At 33.3% G+C, this 20,693-nt stretch carries 24 protein-coding genes; 7 read left to right on the top strand and 17 right to left on the bottom strand.

Going from position 1 to position 20,693, the window contains the following annotated elements; genetic code table 11:
* Nucleotides 1–29 precede the first annotated feature (29 nt).
* Both BC952_RS04220 and murI read left to right on the top strand, forming a co-directional pair.
* Entirely contained in the window at nt 30–530 is a 501-nt protein-coding gene (locus BC952_RS04220; RefSeq protein WP_121364374.1) for an OmpH/Skp family outer membrane protein, read from the top strand.
* Between the two features lie 110 nt (nt 531–640).
* Nucleotides 641–1,420 carry a glutamate racemase gene (murI, locus tag BC952_RS04215; RefSeq protein ID WP_121364373.1) on the top strand — a complete coding sequence of 260 codons (780 nt, stop codon included), beginning with the start codon at nt 641–643 and terminating at the stop codon, nt 1,418–1,420.
* A gap of 8 nt (nt 1,421–1,428) precedes the next feature.
* Here murI and BC952_RS04210 read toward each other — a convergent pair whose 3' ends face one another.
* Nucleotides 1,429–1,944, bottom strand: a complete 516-nt coding sequence (locus BC952_RS04210) for a gamma carbonic anhydrase family protein (protein ID WP_121364372.1) — start codon at nt 1,942–1,944, stop codon at nt 1,429–1,431.
* A gap of 11 nt (nt 1,945–1,955) precedes the next feature.
* Entirely contained in the window at nt 1,956–2,954 is a 999-nt protein-coding gene (locus tag BC952_RS04205) for a PorP/SprF family type IX secretion system membrane protein (protein ID WP_121364371.1), read from the bottom strand.
* Between the two features lie 162 nt (nt 2,955–3,116).
* On the opposite strand from BC952_RS04205, the gene BC952_RS04200 reads away from it, so the two are divergent.
* From BC952_RS04200 to BC952_RS04180, 4 genes are all read left to right on the top strand, one after another.
* Nucleotides 3,117–4,016: a NifU family protein gene (locus tag BC952_RS04200; protein ID WP_113633994.1), complete on the top strand. Its 900-nt coding sequence runs from the start codon at nt 3,117–3,119 to the stop codon at nt 4,014–4,016.
* Nucleotides 4,017–4,130: 114 nt separating this feature from the next.
* Nucleotides 4,131–4,331, top strand: coding sequence for a dodecin family protein (locus BC952_RS04195; RefSeq protein WP_091165677.1), 201 nt, complete (start codon nt 4,131–4,133; stop codon nt 4,329–4,331).
* Nucleotides 4,332–5,096: 765 nt separating this feature from the next.
* On the top strand, nt 5,097–5,615 hold the full coding sequence (locus tag BC952_RS14910) for a YtxH domain-containing protein (protein ID WP_208639969.1): 519 nt from the start codon (nt 5,097–5,099) through the stop codon (nt 5,613–5,615).
* Between the two features lie 81 nt (nt 5,616–5,696).
* Nucleotides 5,697–6,542: a mechanosensitive ion channel family protein gene (locus BC952_RS04180; RefSeq protein WP_121364369.1), complete on the top strand. Its 846-nt coding sequence runs from the start codon at nt 5,697–5,699 to the stop codon at nt 6,540–6,542.
* Between the two features lie 25 nt (nt 6,543–6,567).
* On the opposite strand, the gene tsaB is transcribed toward BC952_RS04180, so the two are convergent.
* From tsaB to BC952_RS04165, 3 genes are all read right to left on the bottom strand, one after another.
* Nucleotides 6,568–7,236, bottom strand: coding sequence for a tRNA (adenosine(37)-N6)-threonylcarbamoyltransferase complex dimerization subunit type 1 TsaB (gene tsaB / locus BC952_RS04175; RefSeq protein WP_121364368.1), 669 nt, complete (start codon nt 7,234–7,236; stop codon nt 6,568–6,570).
* Nucleotides 7,237–7,318: 82 nt separating this feature from the next.
* Nucleotides 7,319–8,623, bottom strand: coding sequence for an efflux RND transporter periplasmic adaptor subunit (locus tag BC952_RS04170; RefSeq protein WP_121364367.1), 1,305 nt, complete (start codon nt 8,621–8,623; stop codon nt 7,319–7,321).
* A gap of 6 nt (nt 8,624–8,629) precedes the next feature.
* A complete protein-coding gene (locus tag BC952_RS04165; protein ID WP_121364366.1) occupies nt 8,630–10,066 on the bottom strand; it encodes a TolC family protein in 1,437 nt (478 codons plus the stop codon).
* A gap of 194 nt (nt 10,067–10,260) precedes the next feature.
* On the opposite strand from BC952_RS04165, the gene BC952_RS04160 reads away from it, so the two are divergent.
* A complete protein-coding gene (locus BC952_RS04160) occupies nt 10,261–11,661 on the top strand; it encodes a DUF4403 family protein (protein ID WP_121364365.1) in 1,401 nt (466 codons plus the stop codon).
* A gap of 26 nt (nt 11,662–11,687) precedes the next feature.
* On the opposite strand, the gene BC952_RS04155 is transcribed toward BC952_RS04160, so the two are convergent.
* The 12 genes from BC952_RS04155 to gcvH all read right to left on the bottom strand — a co-directional run bounded on the left by BC952_RS04155 (nt 11,688) and on the right by gcvH (nt 20,693).
* Nucleotides 11,688–11,954 carry a hypothetical protein gene (locus tag BC952_RS04155; protein ID WP_121364364.1) on the bottom strand — a complete coding sequence of 89 codons (267 nt, stop codon included), beginning with the start codon at nt 11,952–11,954 and terminating at the stop codon, nt 11,688–11,690.
* Nucleotides 11,944–12,486, bottom strand: coding sequence for a DUF420 domain-containing protein (locus tag BC952_RS04150; protein ID WP_113634001.1), 543 nt, complete (start codon nt 12,484–12,486; stop codon nt 11,944–11,946). The genes BC952_RS04155 and BC952_RS04150 overlap by 11 nt, the downstream gene beginning before the upstream one ends.
* A 2-nt stretch (nt 12,487–12,488) precedes the next feature.
* Nucleotides 12,489–13,175, bottom strand: a complete 687-nt coding sequence (locus BC952_RS04145) for an SCO family protein (protein WP_121364363.1) — start codon at nt 13,173–13,175, stop codon at nt 12,489–12,491.
* A 6-nt stretch (nt 13,176–13,181) separates the two neighbouring features.
* Entirely contained in the window at nt 13,182–13,823 is a 642-nt protein-coding gene (locus BC952_RS04140; RefSeq protein WP_121364362.1) for a hypothetical protein, read from the bottom strand.
* 74 nt (nt 13,824–13,897) lie between these two features.
* Nucleotides 13,898–14,248: a cytochrome C oxidase subunit IV family protein gene (locus BC952_RS04135; protein ID WP_121364361.1), complete on the bottom strand. Its 351-nt coding sequence runs from the start codon at nt 14,246–14,248 to the stop codon at nt 13,898–13,900.
* A gap of 20 nt (nt 14,249–14,268) precedes the next feature.
* Nucleotides 14,269–15,246, bottom strand: coding sequence for a cytochrome c oxidase subunit 3 (locus tag BC952_RS04130; RefSeq protein ID WP_121364360.1), 978 nt, complete (start codon nt 15,244–15,246; stop codon nt 14,269–14,271).
* A gap of 42 nt (nt 15,247–15,288) precedes the next feature.
* Nucleotides 15,289–15,876, bottom strand: coding sequence for a cytochrome c oxidase subunit 3 (locus BC952_RS04125; RefSeq protein ID WP_121364359.1), 588 nt, complete (start codon nt 15,874–15,876; stop codon nt 15,289–15,291).
* A gap of 2 nt (nt 15,877–15,878) precedes the next feature.
* Complete coding sequence (gene cyoE, locus BC952_RS04120) at nt 15,879–16,781, bottom strand: heme o synthase (RefSeq protein ID WP_121364358.1); 903 nt, start codon at nt 16,779–16,781, stop codon at nt 15,879–15,881.
* A gap of 104 nt (nt 16,782–16,885) precedes the next feature.
* Nucleotides 16,886–19,009, bottom strand: a complete 2,124-nt coding sequence (locus BC952_RS04115; RefSeq protein WP_121364949.1) for a gliding motility protein RemB — start codon at nt 19,007–19,009, stop codon at nt 16,886–16,888.
* A gap of 19 nt (nt 19,010–19,028) precedes the next feature.
* Nucleotides 19,029–19,772, bottom strand: coding sequence for a deoxyribose-phosphate aldolase (gene deoC / locus BC952_RS04110; protein ID WP_121364357.1), 744 nt, complete (start codon nt 19,770–19,772; stop codon nt 19,029–19,031).
* Between the two features lie 164 nt (nt 19,773–19,936).
* Complete coding sequence (locus tag BC952_RS04105; protein WP_121364948.1) at nt 19,937–20,320, bottom strand: VanZ family protein; 384 nt, start codon at nt 20,318–20,320, stop codon at nt 19,937–19,939.
* Nucleotides 20,313–20,693, bottom strand: a complete 381-nt coding sequence (gene gcvH, locus BC952_RS04100; RefSeq protein ID WP_121364356.1) for a glycine cleavage system protein GcvH — start codon at nt 20,691–20,693, stop codon at nt 20,313–20,315. The genes BC952_RS04105 and gcvH overlap by 8 nt, the downstream gene beginning before the upstream one ends.

Here is a 20,693-nt window from a genome sequence, read left to right as displayed (position 1 = left end):
ATAATTAATTACTTAATATTTTAAAAACGATGAAACAAATCAAAACTTTATTAATTGCTGCAATATTTATCTTAGGAGCAAACCAAACTATGAATGCACAAGCAAAAACTGCGCATGTTGATGTAAGCGAAATTATGACAAAAATGCCTGCAATGTTAGATGCTCAAAAACAACTAGATAAATTGAGTACTACCTATGATGGTGAATACAAAAAAATGGTTGAAGAATACCAAGGAAAATTAAAAAAATACGAAGCAGAAGCTGCAACTGTTACTGAAGCTGTAAATGGAGACCGTTCTAAAGAAGTGCAGGATATGCAAAAAAGAATTGTTGACTATAGAGATGATGCTCAAAAACAATTGCAACAAAAAGAATCTGATATCGTGAAACCATTAATGGAAAAAGTTAGAGCTTCTATCCAAAAAGTAGGAAAAGCTAAAGGATTTCAATATGTGTTAGATGGTTCTACACTTTTACTTGCAGATGGTCCAAACTTGACTGCTGATGTAAAAAAAGATTTAGGTTTCTAAAAAAATCACAATTCACATAAAAAACTGCTCACCTCCAATTGGATTTGAGCAGTTTTTTTGTTTAAAATAAATTTTAGGAAAATTAAGCATTAGCGCTTAACTTTGTTTACATGAATAGCAATAATCAACCTATAGGAATTTTTGACTCAGGAATTGGCGGAACATCTATTTGGCAAGCAATTCATAAATTGCTGCCTAATGAAAAGACAATATATCTTGCCGACAGTAAAAATGCGCCTTACGGACAAAAATCTAAAGAGGAGATCGTTGCATTAAGCATGAAAAATACTGATATTCTTCTTGAGATGAATTGTAAGTTAATTGTAGTTGCTTGTAATACTGCAACTACCAATGCAATTCAGGAGTTACGAGCTAAATACAACGTTCCTTTCATAGGAATAGAACCCGCTATAAAACCAGCAGTGACTCATTCTAAAACACAAACAATAGGGATTCTTGCTACTCAAGGAACCTTGAACAGTGAGCTTTTCAATAAGACTACAGAGAAGTACCAAGACACAAAAATAATTGAGCAAGTAGGACACGGATTAGTCCAGCTCATTGAAAACGGAGATATCAATTCAGCAGAGATGACTAAACTGCTTCACTCCTATCTGACTCCAATGATTGAAGCCAACATTGATTACCTGGTATTAGGATGTAGTCATTATCCCTATTTGATCCCTCAAATAAAAAAAATTCTTCCAGAACATATTCACATCATCGATTCCGGTGAAGCTGTAGCAAAACAGACTCAAAAAATATTACGGGAAAAAGTAGGTTTTTCATCGGCAGAAAATAGTCAACCCATTTTCTATACCAATACAAATACAAAAGTTTTGACTGAAATATTAGAAAATAAATTTACGGTTGAAGAAAAAGAATTCTAAAACACTATTTATTCTTCTTTAAACCAACTGGAATACATCACGTAATTATTAGAAATACGCTCGATTTCTCCAGCAAAGTCTGATTGATCAATGTCTTTAACTTTCTTTGCAGGAACACCGGCCCAGATTGTACCAGCTCCCACAATTGTATTCTGAGTAATAACAGCTCCAGCCGCTACAATAGAGTTACTTTCGATAAAACAATTATCCATCACAATTGCTCCCATTCCTATCAAAACATTGTCATGAATAACACAGCCATGCACAATGGCATTATGACCAATAGAAACGTTATTGCCGATAATTGTAGGATGCTTTTTATACGTACAATGAATAATGGCACCATCTTGAATGTTAACTTTATTTCCAATTTTAATAAAATTTACATCACCCCGTATTACAGCATTAAACCAAACGCTGCAATTTTTTCCAAAAGTAACTTCACCAACAATAGTGGCATTTTCGGCTACGTAACAATCTTCAGGAATAGAAGGTGATTTACCGTTGACAGATTTAATTAGCATAATAAAGTAAATTAATTGATTGCAGGGCAGTTACACTCGTATTTTTCTCGTTTGCAAAACAAATTAATTCCCAACGTAATTTGGTGATAACCCCCATTATCAAATTTAACATCCCCAGTTACCTGTGAATATGTATATGCAAACATGAAATTATTGTAGTTAACCCCAACAATTGGAGTGAAATATTGTAATTTTTGATTCGCTACACTATTACCATTGAGATATTCAGCACTATCAAAACTTCTTCTATAGGACAATCCGCCCCAAAGCGTTCCAAAGTCTAAATTTTTATAGGCCTTTAAGTTAATATCAATAGATTTTTCTTTAGTCTTTTCCACTAATTGAAGTAAAACGGATGGTTCCCATAATATTTTTTCTTTATTTCCAAAAACATAGCCAGCACTCAACAAATATTTTCTTAAATTATCACTTTCGTATTCCGTATAAATTTCTCTTCTTGTTTCTATGGCATTTTTAACCGTTGCATGTGCATAAAAATCCAAAAAATTATACGATGCACCAATATCGACATTAAAATAAGAATCCTTTTCTACAATAGAACCGTCAACAATAGGGTCATAATCACCAGACTGTAAGAACTCGGTTTGATCTAATTGACTTTGGATTAATCCCGCACTGACACCAAAGGACAATTGATTTAAATCAATCTCATCTCTAGAAAACATAATGTGATGAGCAAAACTAAATTTCACTCCTTTTTGAGAATGATATCCATTTTTATCATTGAAAACAATTATTCCTGCACCAGATTTTTCACCTACTCTACCATTAAAACTTAAGGTTTGCATTTGAGGAGCATCTGACTGATCAAACCATTGCTTGCGGGCTGTAAGTCTGACTTTAGCACAATTAGCAGCTCCAGCCATTGAAGGATGAATCAGATAATAGTTATCAGAAAGATAATCAGAATATACCGCAATTCCTTCTTGTGAAAAAGAATACTGATAAACAAAAAAAGAAAGTAGTAAAAATCTAAATTTTATAAACATCACGAGTAATAAAAAATGAAAAAATCTAAATCAATAAAAAATATCAAAAAAGAGGAAATGACTAATCTAAAAATTAAACTAAAGTTAATTTATTCATTAAAAAATCAAATATAGTTATTCGTAGAAAATAACTTTAGTAAATTTGTGAAAATTTCAAAAGCCATGAACAAAGTTACTATAAAAGAAACACAAAACCCAACGATATTAAAGTTTGAATTTCAAGATTTTATCACTCAAAATGAAAGTTTTGAATTTAAAAATATTGATGAAGCAAAAACTTCTCCATTAGCGCAACAATTGTTTTATTTACCGTTTGTAAAAACAGTTTACATATCCGGCAATTTTATCGCAATCGAAAAATATAGTATTGTAGAATGGGACGATGTAAAAGATGCCGTTGCAGAACAAATGGAAAAATTTGTCAACGACGGCGGAACAATCATCACTGTTGATGAAAACAAAACGAAGAAACAGCCGGTAACAGTTTATGGGGAAACTACTCCAAACCCTTCAGCATTAAAATTTGTAGTGAGCAAAATGCTTACTAAAAATGCGATTGAATTCAAAAATATTGATCAAACTGCTGCTTCACCATTAGCAAAAGAACTTTTCAAATTTCCTTATGTAAAAGAAATTTTTATTGATGAAAATTATATCTCGGTAACCAAATATGAAATCAATGATTGGCAAGAAATCACTTTAGAACTTAGAAGTTTCATCAAACAGTATATTGAAAACGGAGGAACTGTTTTAGATGAAAATTATGTTGCTGCTGTTACCGCAGAAGAAACTGTTAAGGCAAAAGAATTTGATAATTTGGATGTAACCTCACAACAAATCATCAATATTTTAGAAGAATATGTAAAACCTGCCGTACAAGCCGATGGTGGAAATATCGCATTTGACTCTTATAACGAAAATGACAAAACCGTAAAAGTGATCTTGCAAGGTGCCTGCAGCGGTTGTCCTTCTTCTACATTTACATTAAAAAGCGGTATCGAAAACATGCTAAAAAGCATGCTGAATGATGAAAGCATCAAAGTTGAAGCAATAAACGCATAAAACACAGAACACTATTTACTTGAAAATCTTCATGTTACGTGAAATATTTATCTTTTTAAATGTTCTATTTAAAAAAAATTGGTAAATTTATGTTTCACTTAACAAATAGAAATCATGTCAATATTAAAAGTAATTGAAATACTTTCCAGCTCAGAAATTAGTTGGGAAGATGCAGCTCGAAAAGGAGTTGCTAAGGCGTCAAAATCAGTAAAACACATCCGTTCTGTCTATATTCATGAACAAAGTGCAACAGTAAGCGATGGCGCCATTACAGAATTTCGAGTGAATCTCAAATTGACTTTCGAACTCGAATAAAGAACTTAACAAAACAAATCAAAGCGTTTCATTCGAGACGCTTTTTTTTAGAAGCTATTTCCCGTCATCCGTTGCAATCTTTCCAGCCCTGAAAAAGCTCAGAGCTAGAAAGGATTTCCACTACTACCGGGGCTAAAAACGACCTCATGAACGAATTACATTCAGAAGCCAGCCACATTTAATTGGCTTCACAATGCCAAAAAACTGACTAATTACAGTTTGGAGCATTTTTATGAAAATAAAAAATCCTTTTTTGTTTTTACATCAAATCTAGACGAAGCCTTTACCAACGCATATTACGAAACTAAAGACAATATGATTCCAGCTTCTAATTCAATGATGGCAAAAAACGTATTTCAACTTAGTGCTATTTCAGTAATTCTTACTATGAAAAAGTCAACCATCAAATGCTGATGGTCAAACTATGTGGAATCGAGTACCCAACCACATACTAGAATTGGATGGATTTGACTTTAAATTATCCGAAAAAACAAAAAATGAGCCATTTATGGAGAACAGGCTTTAGTGCTTTGTAAAAAACAAACAGCCAGTATATTCCCATTGTTCTATTGGTCGGGACAAAAAAAGAATCTACATTGCCTTTTTTAAATTCCCGCTACCAAAACCAGGAAACACTGTTTTAGCGGTAGCAAAACAAAACCTGTTTAATGCCAATTACTGATTTTCAGCAAATTATTAATGATTTAATAAAGCAATCATAGAAAAAAATGTTTAATATTGTAGGACTAATCAAATAAAAATACCATGGGACTATCTTCATTTTTTAAAAATCTATTTGGCTCAGCCAAAGAAACAGCCGGTGAATTAGCAGATAAAGCAGAAACTACTTTTGAACAAGCAAAAGAAGCCGCAGCACCATATCTTGAAAAAGCAGAAACATTTGCTGAGGAAACATTTGAGAAAGCAAAAGAAACAGCTACTCCCTATTTAGAAAAAGCAGAGAATTTTGCTGAAGAAACATTAGAAAAAGTAAAAGAAACAGCTGCACCAATTATAAATAAAATAGAAGATTTTAGCGGTCATGCTAAAGAATCAGTTGCAGATACTTCAGACAAAGCAGAAAATGTTTTAGAAAATGCAGCAGAAACCGTAAAAGAAAAAGCAGAAACAACCGTTGATAAAGTAGAAGATTTAGCCAGTGAAGCTAAAACAACAGTTGCTGAAACTGCTGAAAAAGTAAGCTCATTTGCAGAAGACAGCAATGAAGAAGCGAAAAAAATTGCTAAAGAAACTATAAATAAAATAGAAGAAGACGCTGATTAATTTATAAAAAAATAATTTATTCGTAATTTTGCCTTTCAAACTTAACCTTCTCCTTTGAGAAGGTTTTTTATTATACAAAAAATGAATTTAAATCCAGACCAACTTACTGATTACGCCAATACTTTTCTAAAAGTATTAATTGACTATTCCCCAAAATTGATTTCTGCATTTATTATTCTTTTTGCCGGACTTTATATCATTAGACTTATCAATAGGTTTATAAGAAGAATAATGGTAAAAAGGAATTTAGATCCTACGCTGACACGATTTCTCGCCGATATTTTACTTTGGGTACTAAGAGTAATTTTATTTGTATCTTTTATTTCCAAACTGGGAATTGAAACATCGTCATTTGTAGCCATTCTTGGAGCTATGGGACTTGCCGTAGGCTTATCACTACAAGGTTCCTTATCTAATTTTGCTGGCGGAATGCTAATTATTCTCTTCAAACCGTTTCGAGTAAATGACACCATCGAAGCGCAAGGAGTGATTGGAACTGTTAGCGAAATACAAATATTTGTAACCAAATTAATTACAGCCAATAATCAAACTATTTTTGTCCCTAATGGTTCGCTATCCAATGGAAACATTATCAATTATTCAATGGAAAAAATTAGAAGAGCTGATTTGACCATTGCTATCTCCTATGATACGAACATCAAAGAAGCCAAAGACATTATTACTGCCGTTCTAAAAAACAATCCAAAAGTATTGGAAATACCAGCTGCTGAAGTTTCTGTAAAAAACCTCACCGATAGTGCTATCCAATTAGCGGTAAGACCTTGGGCAAAAAATGAAGATTTCTGGGGCGTCTATGCAGACACACTCCAAAATTGCAAACAAGCTTTTGATACGGCAGGAATTGTTATTCAGCCATTTGTAAAGGAGTCTTCTAAAAAGAATAATCCAACTGATCCGAAATTATAGAGCTTCCATAAGTAAGAATTCCTATTTACTTTTTTGGAGCGGTAATCATGAAATCTTTCAAATAATAAGGTTCAAAATAAGCGACATCAACAGTGTCGTTTATTTTGAATTTCTCATAACTCAAAGCGCTCATCTCCTTAGCCGAAGGATATTTTATATCTTCTAAGAAAACATAGTTATCTTTATTTAATACCGATTGGCATTTTTCAGCACAATCACCAACGAAATAAACTGTTTCCTGCAAATCTTCAAATGAATTTTCATCGATAATTTGGGCAAGAACTTCTCGTTTTTTTTCTAAAGTCGGGCTGAAAATTGCACTGTACACTTCCATTCTTCGGGCATCAATCATAGGAATAATTAATCCGCTGGAAATAGTCACTTGTGCTGCCAAAGCCTGTAAAGTATCCACCGCAATCAAGGGAATATCTAATGCATAACAGAGTCCTTTTGCTGCAGACACTCCTATTCGCAATCCGGTGTAAGAACCAGGACCTTGACTCACTGCAATGGCAGATAAATTATTGAGCGTAATTCCTGCTTCTTTTATAATCTCCTCAATAAAAACATGAAGTCGTTCTGCATGAGAATATCCTTCTTCTGCAATTTCTTTACAAACTATCGTTTTTCCTTCTTTTGCAAGAGCAACAGAACAGTTCTTAGTTGCAGTTTCAATGTTTAGTATATAGCCCAATTTTAGATTTTATTTTAAATTAAAAATCACAACCACAAAATTAGATTTTATGATTGTGATTTCAAAATTATTACGTTAAAGGTTACTTTTTACTTTCTCCTTTTTCTTTATCGGTTTTTAATGCTACCTTATCTCCTGAATTCAAATCCTTAGCAACAGTTGAATAAGGTCCTGTAATGACAACATCTCCTTTTTTAAGACCCGTCAAAACTTCAATATTCGTATCGTCTTGAATACCGGTTTTAATGATTCTGATTTTAGCCTTATCACCCACTTTTACAAAAACACACTCAAACTTCTTATCACTTTTAGGCGCCGCTCCTTTTTGTTCTTCATTTGGATCAATTACTTTAATCTCTTTTACTGCCGCAGTATCTGATTTTACTACAACAGAACTGATTGGCACAGACAATACATTACTTTTTGTTTCTGTAATGATATCCACAGTCGCAGTCATACCAGGTCTAAAAGGCGAATACGTGTCTGGTTTTCCTTCTAATAAATCTTGGTAGGATTCTTTAAGAATTCTTACCTTAACTTTAAAATTAGTTACTTGATCCGCAGTCAAAGCTGAACTCGCCGAATTTGAAATACTGGTTACAATCCCTTTGAATTGTTTTTTCAAATAGGCATCCACTTCCACATTCGCTTCGTCTCCCACTTTAATTTTTACAATATCATTTTCATTGACATCGACTTCAACTTCCATGTTATTCAAGTTGGCCACTCTCAAAATTTCCGTACCTGTCATTTGTTGGGTACCCAAAACGCGCTCCCCTAATTCTACGTTTAACATCGAAATAGTTCCATCTGCAGGTGCGTAAATTGTAGTTCTTCCTAAGTTATCTTTCGCTTCATTTACCGTTGCCGAAGCACTTTGAACATTAAAATAAGCCGTTTGTTTAGCCGCTTTAGCAACCTCAAAAGAAGCAACAGCTTTATCCCAATCCGATTTAGAAATAATTCCTTTTTCGAATAATGTTTTGTTTCTGTCGTAATTGGATTTTGATTCTCTGAAAGAAGCATCTGCTTGGCTTAAATTTGCTCTGGTTCCTGATAAGTTAGAAACCGAACGGTTGTAACCCGAAGTATATAAATCTGGATTTATTTTTACCAATAAATCTCCTTTTTTTACCACTTGACCTTCTTTTACATTCAAAGAAATAATTTCTCCAGATACTTCTGATGAAATTTTCACTTCAATTTCCGGTTGAATTTTTCCGGTAGCTGAAACCGTTTCTACAATAGTCGAAGGTAGAACTTGAGCGGTTTCAACTTCAGTTCCTTTATCTTTATTACCGATGACTCCAGATTTTGAAAGTATGATAAGACCTGCAATGATTACTACTGCACCACCTATTAAAATATAAATTGTTTTCTTTGACATGATAAATTAGTTTTTGATAAGAGGAATCCCAAAATAGAATTCTAATATTTTAATTTTAAATATATAATCGTATTTAGTTCGGAGAACTTCTGACTGCGCATTAGTAAGCAATGTTTGCGATTGATTAAAGTCAAACGAATTCATTAAACCCACCGCGTATTTTTCCTTGGCATAATCATATGCACCTTGTCTGGCTTCTAGTGCCACAACTGATGATTCGTAAGCATTTAGTGCTCCTTTAGCATCGGCGAATGCTGTAAAAACGTTTCTTTGCAAATCTAAGTCTTGTTGCTCTAATGCAATTTTTGATCGTTCTAAACTTACTTTAGAACGCTCTAAATTATTTCTCACAGAAAATCCATTAAAGATAGGAATCGACAATTGTGCTCCAAAGGAATGTCCTTTATTATCACTAAATTGATCAAAGAAAGGCAGTGCTTTTCCTAATACGGGAGAAAAATTATTTTGCAAAACATTTTGATTTGTACCTTCCACATAACCAACTACAGATGTAGGATTTGAAGTATTTGGTTGAAATCCCACAACTCTATCACTATAACCAACCCTCGAACTAAAACTATAAAACCCTTGTAAAGTAGGTTGAAAAGCACCCTTGGCAATTGCTACATTTTTCTGTGCAATCTCTAAATTAGTTCTGGCAATTTTCAATTCAGTTCTTCCTTCCAAAGCTTTATCATAAATAGCATTTGGTGTTTGTGCCAAAATATTATTTTCATCTTTAACATCGGTATCATCAACAACATCAAAATTTTCAAAGTCTTTCAATTGTAACAATTGAGCCAAACTTAATTTTGAAATTAATAACGCATTGTCAGCAGCAATAACATTTTGATTGTTCAATGCTACAGTGGCTTTCACATCTAATAAATCTCCACGGGGAATTGATCCTGCTTTTACTAATTCTTCAGAGCGTGCATATTGTTTTTCATTAATCCCTAACTGTTGCTTTTGCACTTTTAGGTTCTCTTTATTGAAAAGTACTTGCAAGAAAGCGTTGGCAACATTCAAAGCTATATCCTCCTGCATTTTCAATAATTGATACTTGGCAGCCACTATTGAAAGATTGGCTTTACGAAGGGTGTTCTGATTTTGTAATCCCTTATAAATATCGATTCCAACATTTGCTCCAGCAGAAGTAAACTGAGTAGTTTGATTTTGTAAAAGCCCGGTAGTAATATCCTGGTTCAAACCAATATTCCAAGAATGGGATGCACTGGCGTTAAGAGAAGGAAGAAAATTTCCAACGGCGCCTTTTTTATCAATTAATGCGGTTTTTGAATCCAATTCGGATTGCTTAATGGAAATGTTATTTTGTATGGCGTATTTCACACATTCCTCTAAGGTCCATTTTTTAGATTGTGCCTGAATTGTTACGCAACAAATTAGCATGGTAATTAAACTAAAAAAACTTCTTTTTTCCATATATTTTTGAATAAAAGCGCAGTATAGCTGCAAAACAAATTTAACTTTTTCTAATAAAAATCTATGAAATAAAATTAAAATATTTCACCCATAAATCAGTTATAAAACAATTAGACATTAGAAATTAGCATTTGTTACAAAAATTCATAAAAAAAGAATTCTTTTGTTAATTTTGTTTTTTAAACTAAAATAAAATGCACATTTTTTTTCGAATCCTACTTGGAATTCTCTTTGGTATATTTGCTTCAGGCTGTTCGTCTACTAACAAGATCGCTACATTAAAACCTGAGCCGGACGATGCAACGCCTTTGGTTTACGAAAACACACCTTCGTATATAAATTTACCTATTAGTATCAAATTAAAAGATATTGAAAACCAAACCAATTCAGTACTAAACGGACTAATTTATGAAGACAATACCATTGAAGACGATGACATAGAAATGAAAGTTTGGAAACAAGCACCAATCACTGTCGTTACTGACAAAGGAGAAAAAATAAAAACTATTTTACCTTTAAAAGCAGTTATAAAATATAGAATCGGTACCAAAAAAATGGGAATCGAAATGTACGACATCCGCGAATTCAATTTGGATGGCATTGTGACTTTACTCAGCGATGTCTCTTTGACAAATTGGAAACTAAATACAAAAACAGAACTAAAATCTTTGGAATGGAATGAAAGTCCAACAATGATGGTTTTTGGAAAAAATGTTCCAGTTACTTATTTAATTAATCCCGGTGTAAAACTTTTCAAATCTAAAATTGAAAAGAAAATTGATGAGGCTATTGCAAAATCAATGGATTTTAAACCAAATGTTCTGGCTGCATTAGAGAAAATTTGCACTCCTTTTCTAATGAACGACACCTATGAAAGTTGGCTTCGAATTGTGCCTGTTGAAATTTATTCTACTACTGCTAAACTAAAAAATGACAAATTTGTTTTAGACATGGGAATGAAATGCAACATGGAGACATTAATAGGAAAACAACCAGATTCTAAATTTAATGCAGGCAAAATTATTTTAAAATCAGTTACTAAAATACCCCAAGAAATTACTGCCAATATTGTTGCAGTTTCTACCTATCAAGAAGCTTCAAAAATAATGACCCGAAATTTTGCCGGGCAAGAATTTGGTTCTGGATCTAAGAAAGTAAGGGTTCTAAATGTGGCAATCTGGCACAAAAAAGGAAAAATGATAATCGCTTTAGATGTATTGGGCACTGTTAATGGAACTATCTATTTAGCCGGTTTCCCACAATATAATGACAAAACCAAAGAAATCTATTTTGATCAGTTAGACTATGCTTTGGACACTAAAAACAAATTGATGCGAACAGCTAATTGGTTAGCACAAGGGTTGATTTTAAGAAAAATAGAGCAAAGTTGTCGGTACTCCATAAAAGCAAATCTTGAAGAAGGTCAAAAAAGCATGATGACGTATCTAAAAAACTATTCTCCTATGCAAGGTGTATTTGTAAACGGAAAAATGGAAGACATTCAATTTCAAAGAATTCAATTGACCAATCAAGCTGTTATTGCTTTCATAAAAGTAAATGGAAACGTCAATGTATCCGTAAACGGATTAAAATAATTCGGATTGATAAAGAGGAGAAATGCTTAACTTGATTTATTCTTCTTCATTCGATAAATTGCATAACCAATTCCTGCAACGAGGATGTAAGGAATTACCATTAAGTAAACAATTCCGTCATTTACTGCTGCTGCTTTCGCAGAATTTCCTTCACTAGTCAAAGCAGCACGACACATGGCACATTGCGCATTTGCAGATAGAGAAGAGAAACTTAAGACAAGAAGAAAGATGTAAACACTCAACTTCTTGAATGCAACATTCCCTTTCGAGCTTTTATTAGATTTAATATACATAATATGGTGATATCATTAAATAAACAACTACTCCGGTAACGGCAACATACAGCCATATTGGGAAAGTGATTTTCGCAATCTTTTTATGCCTATCAAAATTTCCTGCTAATGCTCTCACATAGGTGATTAAAACCATAGGAATGATAGCCACTGACAAAACTATATGGGTAAACAAAATAAAGAAATAAATGTATTTGATAGCTCCTTCTCCTCCGAATTTTGTAGAATCAGAAGTCATGTGATACGCAACATACATCACCAAAAAAGCTACTGACAAAGCAATTGCACCTGTCATCAACCTTTCATGAAGTTTTCTTTTACCATTTTTAATTGCAATAACGGCAGCTATTAATAAAACAGCCGTAATTCCGTTAGTAGTAGCATAAATAGGAGGCAAAAAAGACAGAGGTTCTACATTATATCCAAAATCTTTTAGTTTGACCCCAAAAAGTATAGCAACCGCAACTGGTATTATGATGGAGACCGCTATTATAAATTTATTGAATTTTTTTTCAAGAGAATTGTTTTCCATTTTTATTCTTCTAATAAAATATTAATATCTTGTTGTAAGTTTCGCACACCCATTTTATCTAATCCGTCATAATATAAAATAGGGTTTCCAAATTCGTCATTTCTGCAACGAATATTTCCGTTTTTATCAATCAAGGCAAACAATCCTGAATGCTCAAAACCACCTGCAACTTTTTTATTTTCACCAGCGTAAAGATTGAACCCTTTATTAGCAAGATTAAATATGTAGGCTTTGTCGCCAGTCAAGAAATTCCAATTAGTGGATTTTACTCCAAGAAGATTGGAATGTTCTTTTAATACTTTTGCAGTATCATTCTCTGGATCAATAGTGATGGAGACGATTCCAAAATTAGGATTTCCAAAAAACTTTTTCTCAATAAGAAGCATACTTTCATTCATCTTCGGACAAATAGTAGGGCAGGTAGTAAAGAAAAACTCCAAGACATATACTTTCCCCTTGTATGTTTCATTGGTTACCTTCTTATTGTCTTGATTTATCAATTCAAATTTTGGAGCAGGGCCAATTTTAATTAATTCCCCTTCTTCTGTAGTTGTTGGATTAACACTATCGAGTCTGTCGCCTTGAACTACCTTATCATTTTTAATTCTTTCGACTATTTTAGGAATAGCATAAATTCCAAAAATCAAAATAATAAAAGAGATACCTATGTATGATTTATTTTTAAACATAAACTACTATATTTTTCTGGTGGCGTTATTGTTCTTTTTTAGTGCTGCACGATATTCATAAAGAATCACTTTGAAGTCATCTAGCATTTCGTTACTCAACTCCGCTGGGTGAAATGTATTATACCCTTCTTTAGCATCTTTCACCAATTTTCTACCGCGAAGATTTCTTTTTTTGTCTACGATATACACTTTAGGAGTTCCTAATTTATCATCTAATTTATCTACCAATTTCAATTGTGAATAATACGAAATTATATCTTCAGGCGATGCAAATACAAAACGCCATTGTGCCACATCTGTAAAAGCAGACAAAGCATCAACTACTTTCTTAGCATCATTTTCAGTTCCAATTGGACAAATCACAACAAATTGAACATCTTTAAATTCATGATACCGTTGATAAATTTTTTGATTTAAATTAAAAAAATTCCCTCTGTTTTTCAAAAGTTCTGTTCCGGAAAAACCAAGAATCGTTACTTTTCCATTCAAACTAACTTTTTTACCATCTAAAGATTGCCAATTTCCAAAATCAGCAGTATTAGGAGTTATAGTAGGCAATTTAGTAAACCCGTTTACACCGGACGCAAAAAAGAGATATGCAACTATGGGCAAAATAAAAAGAACAAAGAGGACAATATTTTTTTTCATTACACTATTATTATTGAAGTACAAAAATAAAAAAAGGTACGCAATGCGTACCCTCTTTTTGAATTAATATCTTGTTAAAAATTCCATTTAATAGTAGAATTTTTAAAAACCTCATAAATATAATCCCCTTCGGTCAAAAGAATAAAGAGTATATACAATATCAGAAAAATTAATGGAAAAACAACTGCACTTCTTAAACTACTCTTCTCGCCTTCCATGTGCATAAATGCCCACACAATATAATAGGCTTTGTAAATCGTAAGAGCATAAAAAATCCAATTAAGTAAATTCATACCTAAAAAATTGTTCATGTGAAGAAATTCGGGTTTCAAAATCCCTAAAAAAACTTCTATTATTGTAACGGCAGACAATATTCCGAAAACTTTCCAGATTCTACCTGTATTAGATACGTGTACGTGTGACATGATATTACTTTTTTTGAAAATTAAACAAGATAGAAAACGGTGAATACAAACACCCAAACTAAATCTACAAAGTGCCAATAAAGACCTACTTTCTCTACCATTTCATAGCTTCTTCTTTTTTCATATGTTCCAATTAATACATTGAAAAATATAATGATATTAATTATCACTCCTGAAAGAACGTGAAATCCGTGAAATCCTGTGATAAAGAAAAAGAAATCAGCAAATAATTTACTTCCATACTCGTTTCTTACCAAATTGGCGCCTTCTACCACATAATGTGCCTGAGTCAACCTTGTTTCAGATTCCGCTCTCGAAAGAATTGTTTTTTGCTTTGCTGCAGTTATTACCTCTGTTCTAATTAAAAGTTCAGGATGAGCTTTGAAGCCTGCTTGAACTTCCGCAACAGAGTAAGAAGGCAAAGCTGGCTCACTCATAAACCATTTCGCTTTATTTCTTGTCAGTTGCTCTCTATCCTCCGGTAAAGTTGCCGCAAAGTCAGCTAAGGCTACACGTTTACCATCTTTATCAACAAACTGAAGTAAACTACCTCCTTTTGTTTCAATAGCACCATATTCTCCTTTGATGAAATTTTTCCATTCCCAAGCTTGAGATCCAACGAATATCATACCTCCGATAATGGTTAAGAACATGTAAAGAATCACTTTGTTTTTTTTCATTTGATGACCAGCATCAACGGCCAAAACCATTGTTACAGATGAAAAAATCAAAATAAAAGTCATTAATGCTACATAATACATTGGAGCAGATACCCCATGCATAAATGGAAAGTGAGTGAACACTTCATCGGCCAATGGCCATGTCTCAATAAATTTAAATCTAGAAAAACCATACGCCGCCAGAAATCCAGAGAACGTTAAAGCATCCGATACGATAAAAAACCACATCATCAATTTACCATAACTTGCTCCCATTGGCTCATTGCCGCCTCCCCAAGTTTTTTCTTCACTATTTGCAGTAGTAACTGTCGCTTCCATAAAAGTTATTCGTTAAAAAGTTTCCAAATTTACGTTTTTTTCTTATTTAAAGAAATATAAAAACAAAAACAAATAAACCCATAATAAGTCAAGAAAGTGCCAGTACATTGCACCTAGTTCTATTCCAAGGGTTTGAGATGAATTGTATTTTTGTTTAAAATGATTATAAATTATAATTAGCAGTGAAATCACCCCACCAGCAAGGTGAATCAAGTGCACAACGGTCACAACGTATAAAAAAGTAGTAGTTATTGAGCTCCCACTTCCTGTAAAATAATAACCGTTTTCCACTATTTGTCCAAATCCTAAGAACTGTAAAATTACAAACAATATTCCTAGAACTAATGTACTCAAAAGAAAAAGTGTTGTTTTACTTTGATCGTTTTTTTGAATGGACTTTTTCGCCAAATGAAACGTTACACTGCATGCGATAATCGCTACAGTACTGTAATAGAATGCCGGTGGTAACTGAAAATCTTTCAACCAATCGGCTCTGGATTTACTTACCACAAAAGCGCTGGTAAGCCCCGCAAACATCATGGTCATACTCACCATTGCAAATAACAAAATCAATTTATAGGACCTTGCCGTTCTAGATTTTTGTTCGGCTGCTGTCATTATCATCTCCATAACTATCTTAAAAATTTATCAAATATGTAAACTAACTGTAATAACGTAATATAAGAAACACTCACCAACATTAAGGTACGGGCTGCTTTTGCTGTTCTCAATTTATACAATCGTACTGCGTAAAATAACATCCATAGTCCCAACAAAAATACGATAACCGCTGCAATAGGCGTAATATATAAACGACCCGTATAACCAAAAACAGGTAAAAGTGAGGCTAAAATCAACCAAACTGTATATAAAATAACCTGTAAGGCTGTACCTTTATCTTTCTTACCTGTAGGCAACATGAAGAAACCTGCTTTCTCGTAATCTTCGTATAAAAACCATCCAATAGCCCAGAAATGTGGGAATTGCCAAAAAAATTGAATCAAAAATAAAGTTCCAGCTTCTATTCCAAATTCTCCAGTTGCCGCAACCCACCCCAACATAAAAGGGATTGCCCCTGGAAAAGCTCCTACAAAAACTGACAATGAAGTCATGGTTTTCAAAGGAGTATAAACGCTTGTGTATAAAAATATCGAAATAGCGCCAAACATAGCCGTTTTCGGATTGATCGTATACAGCAATGCAATTCCAATAACAGTTAAAAGACTTGCAATAACCAAAGCTGTAATTCTAGACATTCTGCCAGCAGGAACGGGACGATTTTTCGTTCTATCCATCAATGCGTCTAAATCTTTTTCGATAACCTGATTAAAGGCGTTAGAAGCGCCCACCATGCAATAACCTCCAACAGCTAACTTCAGTAATACCATCCAATCCAAAGAATGAAAGTCATAAATCCCAAGCATAAATCCTGCTATAGAAGAAAATACAACACTTACAGCAAGACGCGCTTTAGTAATCTCGCGGAAATCAATATAAATGGATTTTAATGAAAGTGTACTTTGTGTTGCGTTCAATGCTGGAATTTATTTGTTTCTAAAAACTTCTGCAAAAGTAGGATATCAAAAGGGATTTGACAAAAAACAATTCATAAAAAGATTATTAATCAGTAAAATAAAGATTAATAATCAAAATACCAATTAAAGATATCCGCTCTTAATCCTAAAGTTAACCAATTTGTGCTCTGACTGAAAGTAGTTGCCGTATTTTTTGTTGGATCAAAACTCCTGTAGATATAGCTTCCAAAGAGTTTCAGGTTGGTTGCAGGATTCACTAAATAACCGCCCTGAAAATCGACAATAAACACTGTCGTTCTATTTCCCTGCCCCACTTTTACACCACTATCAAAGGGTCTGTTTTCGTCGTAATCTTTATAAATATTGCCCCCGTAATTAAAATTATCTTCGGTTGTATCAAAATCTAGCCCTCGTGTTCCCATAGTAATTTTTGCATCAGCAAAATACCTTCTTTTATGATAGCGGGCAATAGCGATTAATTCCTTGAAATTCCCACCCCATTGATGCCCTATACTTTGGTTATTATGCCCGTAATTTGTGACTGGAACACTATGAGAATACACATACGGACGTACGTGATTGTATTCTAATTGCAACAGTAAATTATTAACCTTGAAAGCATTATAATACTTCATCCCTAATTGATAACCGTATTTGTTTTTCCAACTGTTATCTCTTTCTTTGATATCTCCAAGAGAAAATTCATCCAAAACAAACTGCCCGTATAAGTTGATTTGATTATTCCATTTGTATTTATAAGTCAATCCTAAAAGTGCATTTCCCGTTCTAGATGACGATGCAAATTCAACCGCACGATAAAAAATAATTGGATTAACAAAACTCATATCAAACCCTCTGTCGTTTGTATTGGTCCAAATCACCGATTCAAAGAAACCCAAATTCAATCTGTTGGAAACATTCCAGCTCAAATAATGGTTTGCCATGAACTTTGTAGCATAGGTTCGTTCGAGCGTTACCTCGGGACGAACATCTTTGAGCCACATATATGTATTAGTATATTTTATTTTCCAAAAATTAGTATTCAATTTAAAATACGGATATGGACTGGCACCATCACTTTCTAACAGAGAACGGTATCCATCACCAATAAAATTTCGTCCATAACCTAGTTGCAAATCAAAGTGTTTACTAGGTGCAAAAGTTAAATTAGCTTCTGCCAAAGGAAAATCATAAGAATCTGTTTTGAAATCTTTAGCAATCCCTATTCCCGGAATAATTGCAGGATTTCCTCCAGCAGGTTTAATGAGTTCTGCATATCGATTGTAATAATCAGCAAAACGCCCCTGGCTTTCAAAAATAGTTGTAGTAAAATTGAGCTGTTTCCCCAAACCTCCTCTAAAATTAATTCCGCGTGTATTAATGTAAGTATAAGACGCTTCGGTTTGAGAAGCTTTTCCAACTTGCAAATCAAATATTGGATTCAGTGTAAACCAATATCCTTCCCCTTGAATTTCTACAGTATTCTCATTCCATAATTTCTTAGCCCACCAGCCCGAAACATTTTTTTTCAAGTTTTCGTTGACTCTTTTTAAATTATAATATTTTGAAACTTCAGTATAAGTGTATGGTTTTGAAGCAGTATGATTATTACTGCCCACTTGATTTAGAGAAGCATCAAAATGAGCATAATAACTGTGCGAAAAAGGAATATTCAGATGACTTTCGAACTCAGGATTCGTGAATTTATTATAAACGATGCTATCCAGTTCGGTTAATTTTTTGTTGTTATTAGGCAAAATTCTGGCTTGCGCCAAAGCCTTCTCTGCTAATTCCTCCCTGCTCTTTAAAGGTATTGAAATTATAATCGTAAACTTAGAATAAGTTGGTCTTCCGTTATACGTTGACGGTTGAATTTTTGGAAATTCTGCAAAAACTCTTTTTGTTTCATTTATTAAATTTTCATCTGCGGCATCTGCATAAATTACTTTAAAAACACCGTTGCTATCAACCTCAAAAAGGACTTTTATTTCTCCTTGAAAATTATTTTGTTTTAAGTTCTCTGGAACTTCAAAATTTGTAAAAACAAAATCCTGCACTTGATTGTAAAAACAATTTTCTAATGCTTTTGATTGTAAATTTATACAATTAGAAAAAATAGGAAATCGTTCCGCAGAACTACTGGACTGCAAGGCTCCGTTGTTTGAATCTTGAGAATAGGAAAAAAAGGAGTACAACAATAAAAACAACGTTAATAATCCTTTATTCATACTTATTTCTTTTTTGAATTTAATATTCATTAGTTGAATTTTGACCATTTGCAATTATTTTGGCTCCTGAAGTGCCAATTCGTTTTACGCCTAACTGAATCATGGCAAGAGCTTCTTCATACGTTCGCACTCCACCCGCAGCCTTAACCGGAAGAGGCGAAGCATTTTCAAGCATCATTTTTATAGCAGGAATAGTAGCGCCATTTGGCAAATCACCTTCCGTCTTATAAAACCCTGTAGAGGACTTTACAAAAACCTTTGGAAACAGCTCTTGTTCAAAATTAGAAACAATTACATTTTTTATCAAACTGGACAATTGTATGATTTGTTTATCATTGAGCGCCGCAACTTCAATAATCCACTTTACGACTTTTTTACTGGCTAAACCCAATTGCGTGCATCTCAGAATTTCTTCTTTAACTAAATCTATATGGCCCTTTTTGAAAGCTTCGTAATTGCATACAAAATCTAAATCGTCGGCACCATCATGAATCGCCTGAATGGCTTCACTCAGTTTTTCTTCTAACGAAGATTTACCTTCTGGAAAATCAATTACAGTTCCTATTTGCAAGGTTGAATTTGCTTCAGTAATCATTTTTTTTGCTAAAGAAACCATATCAGGCCGAATCATTATGAGCTTAAAACCTTCCTCAATGGCTTCTTGGATAAATCCTTTTGCTACAAGAACATTTTTTTCTTCACTAAGTCCTGCCTGCTCTGCAGTTTTTAAATAGGTTGAATCTAAATATTGCTTGATATTCATGGCGTTATTGATTTCTTAATTACAGTAAATTCTAATAAACAAAAATACATTTTATATGCTTATGTGTTTGCTATAAAATTTTACAAATTCATTTTTTAATTTTAGTACTTACCTCTATAGTATGAAACAAAAAAATCCCACTTAAGTGGGATTTCAACTCTATATTAATTTTCATTTGATTGACGATATTTCTGATACAGCAGTATCAAAATAACTGCAAAAATTGCTCCGAACGTATTTGCTAGAACATCATATCCATCAGCCACTCGACTAGTTGTAAATACATTTTGAAAAAGCTCTATAAGTAACCCAAAAAAAATGGAAAGCAAAAGCGTAATAATTACTTTTTTGAAAGTATCCATTCCCAAAAAATGATTTTTGAAGTACAAAAACCAAAGTAAAGTGAATACAAAATGAAAAAAGGCATGAGCCATTTTATCTAGATTAGCAATTTGAACAACAGGAACTGCACTTGATTTCATCAAACAAAAAAAAGCAATCAATCCGGTCCATAATAAAGCAACCCAAAAATAAAGTTGTTTAGGCACCAATCAATTCTTTGTATGATTCGTTAGAAAGCAATCCATCAACTTCTGCCATTTTTGCAATTTTTATTTTGATCATCCATCCCGCTCCGTAAGGGTCCGAGTTTACACTTTCTGGAGTAGCTTCAAGAGCATCATTAAACGCAACAATCTCTCCTGACAAAGGAAGAAACAAATCAGAAACGGTTTTCACTGCTTCTACAGTCCCAAAAACTTCGTCTTTTTCTAAAGTTTGGTCTAAAGTTTCTACTTCCACGTAAACAATGTCGCCTAATTCCTTTTGTGCAAAATCAGTGATTCCTACTGTTGCGATATCGCCATCAATACTAACCCATTCGTGATCTTTAGTGTACTTTAAATTTGCTGGTATGTTCAT

This window comes from Flavobacterium limicola (genome assembly GCF_003634755.1).
Taxonomy (GTDB): domain Bacteria; phylum Bacteroidota; class Bacteroidia; order Flavobacteriales; family Flavobacteriaceae; genus Flavobacterium; species Flavobacterium limicola.
The sequence above is the reverse complement of the archived record's forward strand: the minus strand, read 5'-3'. Positions and strand labels throughout refer to the sequence as shown.